The organism is Pseudomonas sp. KH_046_1 (assembly GCF_057839025.1).
This window is the reverse complement of the sequence record NZ_CM174481.1, coordinates 5,896,926-5,911,084: the sequence shown is the minus strand read 5'-3', so window position 1 is coordinate 5,911,084 and position 14,159 is coordinate 5,896,926. Positions and strand designations below refer to the sequence as shown.

Genomic DNA, 14,159 nt, shown 5'->3' with positions numbered 1-14,159 from the left:
CGCTAAGGATTTCCTGGCATGCCGCGATTGCATCGAGCTTTGGCCTTGATTGGATTGCTGTTGCTGGTTCAGGGGGCGGCGGCAGAAAAACTGCGCTTGGTCGCTGATGCCTGGCCGCCCTTTACCGACGCCACGCTTGTAAACGGTGGTTTGGCCACGGACATTGTCAGTACCGCGCTTGCCAGGGCCGGCTATGCCAGTGAGTTCGAGCAGGTACCCTGGGCACGGGCCTTGATGGGGTTGGGCGAGGGCCGATACGACGTGCTGGTCAACGCTTGGTACACCGAGGAGCGGACCAGGCTTGGCCAGTTTTCCGGCGAGTACCTGCTCAATCGCGTGCGCTTTCTCAAGCGCAAAGACGCGCCCATCGAATTCAATAACCTGCAGCAATTGCACACTTATCCGATCGCCATCGTACGTGGATACGCGTATTCGCCTCCGTTCGACAACGACGAGTCGTTGCAGAAAATCCCTGTGCACAGCTTTGCCATGGCGGTGCGCATGCTCGCGGCCGATCGGGTCAAGCTGACGCTGGAAGATGAGTTCGTCGCCCGCTACTACCTGGCTCGTGAGTCGCCCAAGGTGCGAAACGCCGTGGAGTTCCTGCCCAAGCCATTAAGCGAGAACAGCCTGCATATCATGGTCAGCCTGAAGAATCCTGAGCATGCACGGATCGTTGCCGGTTTCGACCGCGAGATCGCGGCGATGAAGGCGGACGGGAGTTATGACAAGTTGATGAGGCAGCATGGGATGTAAGTGAGTTGATCCAGATACTGTGCTGTTAGTGATGGCCTCTTCGCGGGCAAGCCCGCTCCTACAGGGTTATCTGATGGTCACAAGATTTGTGTTCACCTTCGCCCACTGTGGGAGCGGGCTTGCCCGCGAAGGGGCCGGTACATTCAGCCGGGATCTCAATCCTCGCTGGTGTCCTTGATGAGATGCGCCGCCAGCGTCCTCAACGGCCCCAACTGCCGGCAGATCAGCGCCAGTTGTGTCTGCACCAACCGCTGCCCCTCATCGATTTCATCAGGCATCTGTTCCAGTTCATTGGCCAGTGCTTCTTCTTCATCGCTCTGAATCTCGATCGAAGACTTGCTCGCCAGCCCTTGGGCGATCGCGTCGATGCTGGCGGCCAGTTTCACCCCGGCCCCATCGATCAAATGCTCGCGCACGTCCGCCGGAAGTTGGGTTTCCCGGTGCGCGCCCAGGCCCGACAGGTAACTGAGCAGCGTGTGCGACAGCACCAGGAAGCGGAAGCCAACGTCCGCCTCTTTTCGGAAATGCCCCGGCTCCATCAGCATGTTGGCCAGCGTGGTCGACAGCGCCGCGTCGGCGTTGTGCGCGTTGCGGCGGGCCAGGCGGTAAGCCAGGTCGTCGCTTTTGCCCGCGGCGTATTGCTGCATGATCTGGCGCAAGTAAATGCTGTTGCAGGCCAGGGTATTGGCCAGCACTTTGTTCAGGCGTCGGCCCTGCCAGTCCGGGAGGAACAGGAACACCGCCAGCCCGGCGATCAGGCTGCCGAGCAAGGTATCGAACAGCCGTGGCAGGAACAGCCCGTAACCGTCACCCACCTGGTTGAAGCAGAACAGCACCATCAGGGTGATTGCCGCCGTCGCCAGGGTGTAGCGGGTGGTGCGGTTGGTAAAGAACACCACCCCGGCGGCAATGGCGAAACACGATTGGATCAGCGGGTTCGGGAACAGGTCGAACAGCGCCCAGGCCAAGGTCAGGCCGATGGCGGTGCCGATGATCCGTTGACCGAGTTTGCGGCGAGTGGCGCCGTAGTTCGGTTGGCAGACGAACAGCGTAGTGAGGATGATCCAGTAGCCTTGGGACGGATGAATCAAATGCACCATGGCGTAGCCGATGCTCAAGGCCAGGGGTAATCGCAGGGCATGGCGGAACAGCAGCGAGGTCGGCGTCAGCTGCGTGCGCAAGCGCAGCCACACGTCCTTGAGGCTGCGCGGCGAACGGTCGAGCAGGCTGCTGTCGGTGGCGTCGGCCAGGGCGTCGGGGTTACTGGCATCGCTGAGCAGGCGGTCGAGAGTACCGAGGTTGGCCGCCAGTGCCCGCAGTGAACGCAGCAAGCCGCGCCAGGCCGGGTTGCTCTGGATGCGCAGGTGTTCGAGGGAGGCATCCAGGTCGCTCAGGGCCTCGGCGAAACTGGCGTCATAGGTGAACGGCTGGCGCATCTGGATCGATTCGGCCAGGGCCCGGCAGGCCTTGCCTTGCTGACGCAACAGGCGTTGGCAGCGGAACAGTACATCGCTGTGAAAGAAGGCGTCGGCCAGGGCGTTGTAAGGGTAGTGCGAAGAACTGGCGCGTTCGTGGATGTCCTGGGCGAGGAAGTACAGCTTGAGGTAGCGGCTGACTTTCGACCCCGGGCGACCGTTGCCGACCCGGTGCAGGATGATCTCCTTGGCGGCGTTCAGTGCCGCCACCACCCGACCGTTCTGCTGGGCCAGTTCCAGGCGCCGCGCCTCCACGTCCATCTGCCGGATCGGCTCGAACAGCGAGGATTTCAGCTTCAGGTAAAAGCCCAGCTCACGGAACAACCGCGCCAGGCTCTGCTGCACCGGCTGATTGGAAAACAGCGCCTGCCACAGCACCGACAGCAAGCCGTACCAGGCAGCACCGGCCACCAGCAGCAACGGCTCGTGCCAGACGTCGCTGACCGCACCGCCACGCTGGTCCACGCCGATCATGGTGTAGACCGACAGAATCAGCGTCGCTGAGGCAATCGCGCCATAGCGTTCGCCGAGGGCACCGAGCATGGTCAGGCAGAACGCGGCCAGGGCGAAGGCGATGATAAACAGCGAGGGGTAGGGGAAGAGCAGTTCGACAGACAGGGCGGCAACCGCGAAACACACCAGCGTCACGGCCAGCGCGTTGATACGGCCCTGCCAGCTGTCGTCGGTTTCGGCCAGGGCACTGGCGATAATCCCCAGGAACAACGGGATCAGCAGGCCCATTTCATCCTGATACCAACACAGCGCCATGGTGCCGGTCAGGGCAATGAATACCCGCACGCTGTAGCTGAATTTATCCAGCGCCCAAAGGCGACGCAGAGACTGGCGGAACGAAGTCGATGACATGAAATGCGAAGGCCTTCCGAGGCAATGACGCTAAATTGAGCCACTAATGACGCCGACGCAATGGCGTCGATCACATCAGACAGCAAAATCTGTTCCTTGATGCCACACGCGGTCAATGTGGGAGCGAGCCTGCTCGCGAATGCAATCTGTCAGTTAGCCTTTAAGTTGACTGACACACCGCTTTCGCGAGCAGGCTCGCTCCCACAGGGGGGGTGTTGATTTTTGAATCAGACGTACTGCGCAGCCGCGTAGCCCGAAGCCCACGCCCACTGGAAATTGAACCCGCCCAGATGCCCGGTCACGTCCAGCACTTCGCCGATGAAGTACAACCCCGGGCTTTTCAGCGATTCCATGGTCTTGGACGACACTTCATTGGTGTTGACGCCGCCCAGGGTCACCTCGGCGGTGCGATAGCCTTCGGTGCCGGCGGGCACGACTTTCCAGCTCGCCAGTTTTTCCGCGATATCGGCCAGTTCCGCGTGGGTGTACTGCTTCATCGGTTTGGAGACGAACCAGTCGTCCGCCAGCAGGTTGGCCATCTTCTTGGTGAAGATTTCACCGAGCAGGGTTTTCAGCTCGCTGTTGGGGCGTTCGGCTTGTTGCTGTTGCAGCCAGCCCGGCACGTCGTGATCCGGCAACAGGTTGATCTCCACGGTATCGCCGGACTCCCAGAACGACGAAATCTGCAAAATCGCCGGGCCGCTGAGGCCGCGGTGGGTGAACAGGATGTTCTCGCGGAAGCTCTGGTCGTTGCAGCTCACCAGGCAATCCACCGATGTACCGGACAGCTCAGTGCACAAGGCCTTGAGCTGATCGGTGATGGTGAACGGCACCAGGCCGGCGCGGGTCGGCAGCAGTTCGTGGCCGAATTGCCTGGCCACTTGATAGCCGAAACCGGTGGCACCGAGGGTCGGGATCGACAGGCCGCCGGTGGCGATCACCAGGGATTCGCAGGTGATTTGGTCGAGCGTGGTGTCCAGCAGGTAGCCGCTTTCGAGCTTCTCGATGGTCTGGATCGAGGTGTCCAGGTGCAGGCTGACGCCGACCTGATCGCACTCGTTGAGCAGCATCTCAAGGATGTCGCTGGATTTGTTATCGCAGAACAACTGGCCGAGTTTTTTCTCGTGGTACGGCACGCCGTGCTTGGCCACCATGCCGATGAAATCCCACTGGGTGTAGCGGGCCAGGGCGGATTTGCAGAAGTGCGCGTTCTGCGAGAGAAAATTGCCCGGTTCGGTGTACATGTTGGTGAAATTGCAGCGGCCACCGCCCGACATCAGGATTTTCTTGCCGGCCTTGTTGGCATGGTCGAGCAACAACACCTTGCGCCCGCGCCCGGCGGCGGTCAGTGCACACATCAACCCTGCGGCGCCAGCGCCAATGATCACGACTTCGGTAGAGCGCAAAACGGTGTCCTCTTAGTGTTCCACCACAAAACAAACTGTGGGAGCGAGCCTGCTCGCGATGGGGCTGCACATTCAACATAGATGTTGTTTGACAGTCCGCTATCGCGAGCAGGCTCGCTCCCACAGGGGATCTTCTTCGGGTCGAAGATCGCTTACAAAATACGTACGCGCAACGAACGGCCCTTGATCTTGCCGTCGTTCAAACGCTGCAAGGCCTGCTTGGCGACGCCGCGCTCCACGGCCACATAGGCCTGGAAGTCGAAAATCGCGATCTTGCCGACCTGGGCACCGGGGATGCCGGCGTCACCGGTCAGTGCGCCAAGAATGTCGCCCGGACGAACCTTGTCCTTACGGCCGGCAGCGATGCACAGGGTGCTCATCTGCGGCAACAGTGGGCCACCACCCTTGGAGGTGAGGTTGTCCACCTGATCCCAGGTCAATGGGGTCTTCTGCAATTGCTCGATGGCCTGGGCGCGCTGTGCTTCGGACGGCGCCACCAGGCTGATCGCAAGGCCTTTCTCACCGGCGCGGCCAGTACGGCCGACGCGGTGGATGTGGATTTCCGAATCACGGGCCAGTTCGACGTTGATCACCATGTCCAGGGAATCGATATCGAGGCCGCGTGCTGCGACGTCGGTCGCTACCAGCACCGAAGTACTGCGGTTGGCGAACATCGCCAGCACCTGGTCGCGGTCACGCTGTTCCAGATCGCCATGCAGGCCGACGGCGGAAATGCCTTTGGCGGTCAGGTGGTCGACGGTTTCCTGAACCTGCTGCTTGGTGTAGCAGAAGGCCACGCAGGAGGCCGGGCGGAAGTGGCCAAGAACCTTGGTCACCGCACTCATGCGGTCATCCGGGGAAATCTCGTAGAAGCGCTGCTCGATCTGCGTGTCGTCGTGGAACGCCTCGGCCTTCACCTGCTGCGGGTTGCGCATGAATTTGGAGGCCAACTGCTTGATGCCTACCGGGTAGGTGGCGGAGAACAGCAAGGTCTGGCGACGCTCCGGGGCCTGCATGATGATTTCTTCGATGGAGTCGTAGAAACCCATGTCGAGCATGCGGTCGGCTTCGTCGAGGATCAGGGTGTTCAGGCCGTGGAGCACCAGCGAACCCTTGCGCAGGTGCTGCTGGATGCGCCCTGGGGTGCCGACGATGATGTGCGCGCCGTGTTCCAGCGAAGCGATCTGCGGGCCGAGGGACACGCCGCCGCACAAGGTCAGGACCTTGATGTTGTCTTCGGCACGGGCCAGGCGACGGATTTCCTTGGCGACCTGGTCAGCCAGCTCGCGGGTCGGGCACAGGATCAGCGCCTGGCAACCGAAGTAGCGCGGATTGATCGGGTTCAGCAGGCCGATGCCGAACGCGGCGGTCTTGCCGCTGCCGGTCTTGGCCTGGGCGATCAGGTCCATCCCCTTGAGGATCACCGGCAAGCTTTGCGCCTGGATCGGCGTCATCTGGGCATAACCGAGGGAGTCGAGGTTAGCCAGCATGGCGGCGGACAGCGGCAAAGTATTAAATTCGGTGGCGATGGTGGTCACGGGACTGGCCTGCAAAACAAAATGTCGCGCAGTGTACCAGTCCGGTGGCCATTCGCCCTAAGGCTCTATGTGTTCTTCCGGACGCTTAACTCGCCGTCCGTCATTTTTTGACAGTTGCGAGAAGATCGTAGCGGCCAGCATCGCCATGATTCCTACGGTCACGAAGGTCAATTGGAATGCCCCCAAAACAGTGTCCACGCCATCATTGCCAATCTCCGCTGTAAAGCCACCGAGCAATGCCCCCGCGCACGCAACCCCCAGACTCAGGGACAATTGCGCGACCACCGACAGCAGGCTGTTGCCGCTGCTGGCGCTGGCATCGTCGAGGTCGATCAGGGTCACGGTGTTCATCGCGGTGAACTGCAAGGAGTTGATCGCGCCAAGGATCGCCAGCAAGCACAGCAGCAGCCAGTACGGCGTTTGCTCGCTGACCAGTCCCATGCTCGCCAGCATGATCCCCAGCGCCAGGGTGTTGCCGGTGAGCACGATGCGGTAACCCAGACGCTCGATCAGCGGCCGCGCCACCCACTTGGCGATCATCGCCGCCGCCGCCAGCGGCAGCATGCTCATCCCGGCCTGGGACGGCGAATAGCCCAGCGCCACTTGCAGCAGCAATGGCACCAGGAAGGGCAGGGCGCCGCTGCCGAGGCGAGCGAACAGGTTGCCGAGAATGCCCACGGCAAAGGTCCGGGTCTTGAACAGCGACGGCGCAAACAACGGGTTCTCGATATGCCCGGCGCGCAACCAGTACGCCGCCAGGCACGCCATGCCACCGAACAGCAGCAACATCACCCGCAGGTGCGGCAGGTGCAGTTCGCCCAGGCCTTCCATGGCGATGGTGATCAGAATCATCGCCGCGCCGAACAGCACGAAGCCCAGGCTATCGAAGCGCGTGCGCTCGGAACCGCGCAGGTCGGGGATGAATTTCCACACGGCGTAGCAACCGACCAGCCCCACCGGCAGGTTGATCAGGAAGATCCAGTGCCAGGTCAGGTATTGCACCATCCAGCCGCCCATCGTTGGGCCGATCAAGGGGCCAAGCAGCCCGGGAATGGTGATGAAGCCCATGATCCGCACCAGTTCCGAGCGCGGGTAGGCACGCAACACCACCAGCCGCCCGACCGGCAACATCAATGCCCCGCCCAGGCCTTGAATCACCCGGGCGCCGATCAACTGGGTCAGGCTGGTCGACAATGCGCAGAGCAGCGAGCCGAGGCTGAACAGCAGAATCGCACTGAAGAAGATCTTCCTGGTGCCGAAGCGATCGGCGATCCAGCCGGACGCGGGAATCAGCAAGGCGACGGTGAGCATGTAGGCGATGATCACGCCCTGCATGCGCAATGGATCTTCGGCCAGGTCCCGGGCCATGGCGGGCAGGGCGGTGTTGAGGATCGTCCCGTCGAGGGACTGCATGAAGAAGGCAATGGCGACAACCCAGGGAATCCAGCGGGCGGTTACAGCGTCGAGAGGTGGGCGGTTGGGCATGGGACCTCTGGATTGATGAAGTTAATGCAAGGTCATGGTGGGTCGAGATTCATGTGGGAGCGGGCTTGCTCGCGAAAGCGGTGTATCAGTCACCAAATAGATCAGTTGAAAGATTGCATTCGCGAGCAAGCCCGCTCCCACAGGTTTGCTGTGCACTTGAGACTTGTGTTTACAGCGTCAGAGTCAATCGGCTGACCAACGCCCCCGGCAACAACGCCGAAGCCGTCGCCCGCTGGCTGTAAGTGCTCGCCGACAACAGCAACTCCCGCTCCTCGGTCAACGCTTCCAGTTGCGAACCGAGCAGGCTGAAAGCACTGTCATCAAAACGCATGGTGCTGACCGGAGCCTGAATCTCGCCGTTCTCGACCCAGAACGTGGCAAACCGGGTCATGCCGGTCAGGCGTGCGGCCGGTTGGTCCGAGAAGTTCAGGTACCACAGGTTGCTGATGTACAACCCCGTGCCCAGTTGCTTGAGGATGTCCGCGTCAGGCAATGCCCCGGCTTTCATATTCAGCGCGCTCGGCGATTCACCGCCGCTGGCGCCATTGGCGGTCAAGCCGTATTCGGCGGCGCTGCGCGAACTGACCAGTCGTGCCCCGGCCTTGCCGTCGACGATCAACTTAAGATCGCTGCGCGGATAACCTTCATCGGAAAACGCCGGACTCAGCGAACCGCTGACTTTTTCATCCAGCGAGACCAGCGGGCTGAACGCGCTGTCGCCACCGTAGAGCTTTTGCAGCGGGCTGCTTTTGCTGGCAATCGACTGTGCCGAGAAACCACCCCAGCACAGCATGCCCATGATTTCTTCCAGCGCCGCCGGTGCCAGGTAGGCGCGGTACTGGCCGGGCGGCAAAGTGCGCAGCGGCCGGCCCAGAAACTCAAGCTGCTCGCGAGCTTGCTGGAAGCGTTTGGCAAAGCCTTCGCTGTTCCAGTCGTGCCCGGCGTAGCTGGCTTTCACGGCCTGGCCGTTCTCGTGGAACAGGCTGAAGTCGAAGTTGAAGCTGTTGGCCTGATGCCAGCCGAAGGCGCCCGAAGAGCTGGCAAAGCCACGACTGATCGGGCCGGCAGCGTAGAAACCGACAAGATCCAGGCCTTCGGCGGCCTGGGTGATTTGCGCGACCACCTCTTCAGTGTCCGGCAGCGGATGCGACTGCACGTTGTTGCTCTGCCAGCCATTGTGGTTGAGCAGCAAATAAGGATCCTGAGGCAGCAGCGGCAAGGTTTCCCGCAGCTGTTGCAGGCCTTCGGTCAAACGTCGCAGATCAACCTGGGGATCGCCGGCCAGGGTAATGTTCAGGTCGGCATGCCGGCCTTCGTTGATCAGTTTCAGGCCGATGCTCGCCTGCTGCACCTGACCGGCCTGACGCACCTTGGCATGGTTGAAACGTACGAAGGCCGACGATTCTGCGGCGTAGCTGAGGGTGAACTGCTCGGGCTCGCGCAGGGCTTCACGCAGGCTGTTGACCAGCGCCTTGAACGACGCGGACTGGCTGTTTGAAGGATTCATCAGGCGTCTCCTCCGAATACATCAACGTTGCTGAACACACAGGCCGGTGATGCGTGGCCGACGCGGATCACCTGGTTCGGTTCGCCCTTGCCGCAGTTCGGTGTGCCGAGGACCTTGAGGGTACTGGCATCGCCGACGGCGCTGAGGCTTTTCCAGAACTGCGCGGAGATGCCCCTGTAATTGGGATTCTTCACCACGCCCTTGAGTTCGCCGTTTTCGATCAGTTGGCCCCACTCGCAGCCGAACTGGAATTTGTTGCGCGCATCGTCGATCGACCAAGAACGGTTGGTCGACATCAGCACGCCGTGTTCGATACCGCCGATCAACTGCTCGATGGACTGATCGCCCGGTTCGATGTTGAGGTTGGCCATGCGGTCGATCGGCGGGCGGTTCCAGCCACAGGCACGACTGTTGGCGACGCCGTCCATGCCAGCACGGAATTGCGACAACGCACCGCCCAGCGGACGCAGCAACAGGCCTTCACGGATCAGGAACTGTTTGCTGGCGGGCGTGCCGTCGTCGTCATGGCCGTAGCTGGCGAGCTCCTCGGGGATGTCCGGGTCGAAGGTCACGTTGAGCAGGCCGGAGCCGTATTGCAGGCGGCCGAAATCACTGGCTTTGACGAAACTGGTGCCCGCGTAATTGCGCTCGTCGCCGAGGATGCGGTCCAGCTCCAGCGGATGGCCGATGGACTCGTGGATTTGCAGCATCATCTGGTCGGGCATCAGCAGCAGGTCGCGCTTGCCTTGCGGGGTGTTCGGCGCCAGGAGCAATTGCAGGGCCTGATCGGCCACCTGGGCACCGGCACCGATCAGGCCGCAGCGGCTGATGACGTCCGCCGCGCCTTGCTGGCCGAAGTTCTCGCGGCCAAGGCTGCGGGTCTGGCTGTCGTTGCCGTCGTAGGCCGTGACGTCCAGTCCGGGGTACACAAAGCGTTGGGCCTGGCGCAGTTCGGCACCGGCGCTGTTGAGGTAGATCTGCTCGACGTGAGTGATACCGAGGCTGACCTGCCAGTTCACCAGGCGGTCGTCCTTGGGTACGGCGGCGGATTCGGCGCCGAGCAACTGGTAGCAGTCGCTCAGGGACGGGAAGGCTTGGTCGAGGTTGGGTGAAAAGTAATCGGCGCGGTCGCTGGAAACAGCCTGCTCGCGCAGGTCCAGCAAGGCGTGGGGCTTGAGTCGACGGGCCTGGAGTTCGGCGCGTTCGAGGGCGGCTTGCAGGCCTTGTTGCGACAAATCGTTGGTGGCCGCATAGGCCTCGACGCCATTGACCCGCACGGTCAGCATCGCCCCTTCGTCACGGCTCAGGCTCGGCGGTTCGGCGACGTTCTTGCGCACCGACAGGTACTGCCCGGATTCGCGCACATAACGCAGGGAAAAGAATTCAGCACCCGTGCGCAAGGCAGCGAAGCGCTGCTTGAGCTGGGGGTAGAAATCGAACATTCGTGAACCTCCTGAGTATGGAGTGGTGGTGGAGCGGTGCTGCGAGGGGGAGGGGTGAAACGATTGCGTGGCGCTAGATTAGGCCTGCGAGGGGGGGAGGATCAAGGGTGGAGCGGTCTAGAGCGGAGATACTTTGGGAGGGGTGGTGTCTGGTCTGGCCTCATCGCGAGCAGGCTCGCTCCTACATTCAACCGCATTCCCATGAGGGAGCGCGATCAACTGTAGGAGCGGGCTTGCTCGCGAATAGCCGTAACGCGGTGTAACGCCTTAAGCGATCTGGCTCACTTCGCGCACTGGCTTGCCTTTCACCGGCGCTTCACCCGCCACATAGTAAGTGGCGGTGCTGCGCGGCAACGGCTTGCGGCCACGGATCTTGTCGGCGATTTTCTCGGCCATCATGATCGTTGGTGCGTTGAGGTTACCGGTGGTGATGATCGGCATGATCGACGCATCGACCACACGCAGGCCTTGCATGCCATGCACGCGACCTTCGCCATCGACCACGGCCATTTCGTCGGTGCCCATCTTGCACGAGCAGGACGGATGGAACGCGGTTTCGGCGTGCTCGCGGATGAACTTGTCCAGTTGCTCGTCGCTCTGCACATCGATGCCCGGGCTGATCTCGCGACCACGGAAGGCATCCAGTGCAGGTTGCTGCATGATTTCACGGGTCAGGCGGATGCCGTCGCGGAATTCCTGCCAGTCCTGCTCGGTGGCCATGTAGTTGAACAGGATGCTCGGGTGCTGGCGCGGGTCCTTGGACTTGGCCTGGATGCGCCCGCGGCTTGGCGAGCGCATGGAGCCCATGTGCGCCTGGAAACCGTGCTCTTTCACACCGTTGCTGCCGTTGTAGTTAATCGCTACCGGCAGGAAGTGGTACTGGATGTTCGGCCATTCGAATTCCGGACGGGTACGGATGAAACCGCCGGCTTCGAACTGGTTGCTGGCGCCGATGCCGGTGCCGTTGAACAGCCACTCGGCACCGATGGCCGGCTGGTTGTGCAGGAGCAGCGAAGGGTACAGCGACACCGGTTGGGTGCAGGCGTATTGCAGGTACAGCTCAAGGTGATCCTGCAGGTTTTCACCGACGCCCGGCAGGTCGTGAACCACCGGAATGTCGAGCTTGTTCAGCAGCTCGGCCGGGCCGACGCCAGAGCGTTGCAGGATCTGCGGCGAAGCGATGGCGCCGGAGCACAGCAGCACTTCCTTGCGTGCCTTGACCTCAACGCGCTCTTCAGCGGAGCCGATCAGGTAACGCACGCCGACCGCACGCTTGCCTTCGAACAGGATCTTGTCGGTCAGGGCGTGGGTGACGATGGTCAGGGTCGAACGCTTCTTGGCCACGTCCAGGTAACCGCGGGCGGTGGAGGCACGACGACCTTTCGGGGTCACGGTGCGGTCCATCGGGCCGAAGCCTTCCTGCTGGTAGCCGTTCAAGTCTTCGGTACGCGGGTAACCGGCCTGTACGCCGGCTTCAACCATGGCATGGAACAGCGGGTTGTTGCCGGCTTTCGGCGTGGTCACGCTGACCGGGCCGTCACCGCCGTGGTAGTCGTTCGGGCCGATGTCACGGGTTTCCGCTTTACGGAAATACGGCAGGCAGTCCAGGTACGACCAGTCTTCCAGGCCTGGCAGTTTCGCCCAGCCGTCGTAGTCCATGGCGTTGCCGCGGATGTAGCACATGCCGTTGATCAGCGAGGAACCACCCAGGCCCTTGCCGCGACCGCATTCCATGCGACGACCGTCCATGTGTGGCTCAGCATCGGTTTCGTAGGCCCAGTTGTAGCGACGGCCTTGCAGCGGGAACGCCAAAGCGGCCGGCATTTGCGTGCGGAAGTCGAAACGGTAGTCCGGGCCGCCCGCTTCGAGCAGCAGGACAGTGACGCCTGCGTCTTCGGTCAGACGGGTCGCCAGGGTGTTACCGGCGGAGCCGGCACCGATGATGATGTAGTCGAATTCTTGGGACATTGAATGCACCCTCTTTGATGTTGGTCAGGTCAGGCCTGGCGAGTGCTGCGCACTCGATTCGCGAGCAGGCTCGCTCCCACATTTGATCTCTGGTGTACACAGGATCTGTGTCCGCCACTGGTCCCTTGTGGGAGCGGGCTTGCTCGCGAAGAGGCCCTCGCGAGCAATACAGGTCTCGGGTCTTAGAACACCGAGACGTAATCGCCCAGCTCGACCTGTACCGATTTGATGCGGGTGAAGTTGTTCAGCGAGCTGATCCCGTTCTCACGGCCGACACCCGACTGCTTGTAGCCGCCAACCGGCATCTTCGCATCGGACTCGCCCCAGGCGTTGATCCAGCAGATACCGGCTTCCAGCTGATGAATCACGCGGTGGGCGCGGTTCAGGTCCTTGGTGACGATACCGGCGGCCAGGCCGAAGTCGGTGTCGTTGGCGCGGCGGATCACTTCTTCCTCGGTTTCGTAGGACAGGATCGCCATCACCGGGCCAAAGATTTCCTCACGGACGATGGTCATGTCGTCGGTGCAGTCGGTGAACACGGTCGGCGCTACGAACGCACCTTTGGCGAACTCGCCGTCGGTCAGGCGCTCACCGCCGCACAGCAGGCGGGCACCTTCTTCCTTGCCCTTGGCGATGTAGCCCAGCACGCTTTCCATGTGCGCAAAGCTGACCAGCGGACCGAAGTTGGTGTTTTCGTCTTGCGGGTTGCCGATGCGGATGCGTGCAACGCGTTCGGCGATCTTGGCTTCGAAAGCGGCTTTCAGGTGGGCCGGTACGAACACGCGGGTGCCGTTGGTGCAAACCTGACCGGAGCTGTAGAAGTTGGCCATCATCGCGGTGTCGGCGGCGCGATCGAGGTCGGCGTCGTCGCAGATGATCAGCGGCGACTTGCCGCCCAGTTCCATGGTCACGTCCTTGAGCGAAGAGCTCGAAGCGCTGGCCATGACTTTCTTGCCGGTGTCGGTGCCGCCGGTGAACGAGACTTTCTCGATGCGCGGGTGTTCGGTCAGCCAGGTGCCGACTTCACGGCCGCTGCCGGTCAGGACGTTGAACACACCGTTTGGCACGCCGGCTTCGGTGTAGATCTCGGCCAGTTTCAGGGTGGTCAGCGAGGTGACTTCGCTTGGCTTGAAGATCATCGCGTTACCGGCCGCCAGGGCTGGTGCGGATTTCCACAGGGCGATCTGGATCGGGTAGTTCCACGCGCCGATACCGGCCACGACGCCCAGCGGCTCGCGACGGGTGTAGACGAACGAAGTGGTGCGCAGCGGAATCTGCTCGCCTTCGATGGCCGGTACCAGGCCTGCGTAGTACTCCAGCACGTCGGCGCCGGTAACGATGTCTACGTAGCGGGTTTCGGAGTAGGCCTTGCCGGTGTCCAGGGTTTCCAGGGCGGCCAGTTCGTCGTTGCGCTCACGCAGGATTTCCACGGCGCGACGCAGGATGCGCGAACGCTCCATGGCGGTCATGGCGGCCCAGATCTTCTGGCCCTTTTCGGCGCTGACGACGGCGCGTTCGACGTCTGACTGGGTCGCACGTTGCACTTTTGCGAGGACTTCACCGTTAGCCGGGTTGATGGCTTCGAAAGTGGCGTCGCTGCTGGCGTCGCTGTACGCGCCATCGATGTAGAGTTTTTGCAGTTCGAAACGGGCCATAAAGTCCTCGCAAGTGCATTAAGTGGTTGGCGCGGTTCGTGGGTTGAGCGTTTCTATGTGTGC

9 protein-coding genes are annotated in these 14,159 nt (G+C 61.9%); 1 reads left to right on the top strand and 8 read right to left on the bottom strand.

The features are described 5' to 3' along the window. The first annotated feature begins 18 nt into the window (after positions 1 to 18). A complete protein-coding gene (locus tag AC3IT9_RS27100; RefSeq protein WP_489271401.1) occupies positions 19 to 756 on the top strand; it encodes a substrate-binding periplasmic protein in 738 nt (245 codons plus the stop codon). A gap of 155 nt (positions 757 to 911) precedes the next feature. On the opposite strand, the gene yccS is transcribed toward AC3IT9_RS27100, so the two are convergent. The 8 genes from yccS to betB form a co-directional block, all read right to left on the bottom strand. Next, positions 912 to 3,095 (bottom strand): YccS family putative transporter, encoded by a 2,184-nt coding sequence (gene yccS / locus AC3IT9_RS27095; protein WP_150725105.1) that lies wholly within the window; start codon positions 3,093 to 3,095, stop codon positions 912 to 914. Positions 3,096 to 3,322: 227 nt separating this feature from the next. After that, entirely contained in the window at positions 3,323 to 4,501 is a 1,179-nt protein-coding gene (locus tag AC3IT9_RS27090) for a BaiN/RdsA family NAD(P)/FAD-dependent oxidoreductase (RefSeq protein WP_489271400.1), read from the bottom strand. 152 nt (positions 4,502 to 4,653) lie between these two features. Beyond that, positions 4,654 to 5,991, bottom strand: a complete 1,338-nt coding sequence (dbpA, locus tag AC3IT9_RS27085) for an ATP-dependent RNA helicase DbpA (RefSeq protein WP_256589093.1) — start codon at positions 5,989 to 5,991, stop codon at positions 4,654 to 4,656. A 105-nt stretch (positions 5,992 to 6,096) separates the two neighbouring features. Further along, a complete protein-coding gene (gene mdtD, locus AC3IT9_RS27080; protein WP_423505689.1) occupies positions 6,097 to 7,524 on the bottom strand; it encodes a multidrug transporter subunit MdtD in 1,428 nt (475 codons plus the stop codon). A 169-nt stretch (positions 7,525 to 7,693) separates the two neighbouring features. Beyond that, positions 7,694 to 9,031 (bottom strand): TldD/PmbA family protein, encoded by a 1,338-nt coding sequence (locus AC3IT9_RS27075; RefSeq protein WP_489271399.1) that lies wholly within the window; start codon positions 9,029 to 9,031, stop codon positions 7,694 to 7,696. Beyond that, entirely contained in the window at positions 9,031 to 10,473 is a 1,443-nt protein-coding gene (locus AC3IT9_RS27070; protein WP_150725109.1) for a TldD/PmbA family protein, read from the bottom strand. The genes AC3IT9_RS27075 and AC3IT9_RS27070 overlap by 1 nt, the downstream gene beginning before the upstream one ends. Before the next feature lie 267 nt (positions 10,474 to 10,740). Next, the gene (gene betA, locus AC3IT9_RS27065; protein ID WP_150725110.1) at positions 10,741 to 12,441 is read right to left on the bottom strand and encodes a choline dehydrogenase; all 1,701 of its coding nucleotides are present in this window, start codon (positions 12,439 to 12,441) and stop codon (positions 10,741 to 10,743) included. A gap of 182 nt (positions 12,442 to 12,623) precedes the next feature. After that, entirely contained in the window at positions 12,624 to 14,096 is a 1,473-nt protein-coding gene (gene betB / locus AC3IT9_RS27060; RefSeq protein ID WP_150725111.1) for a betaine-aldehyde dehydrogenase, read from the bottom strand. Positions 14,097 to 14,159 lie beyond the last annotated feature (63 nt).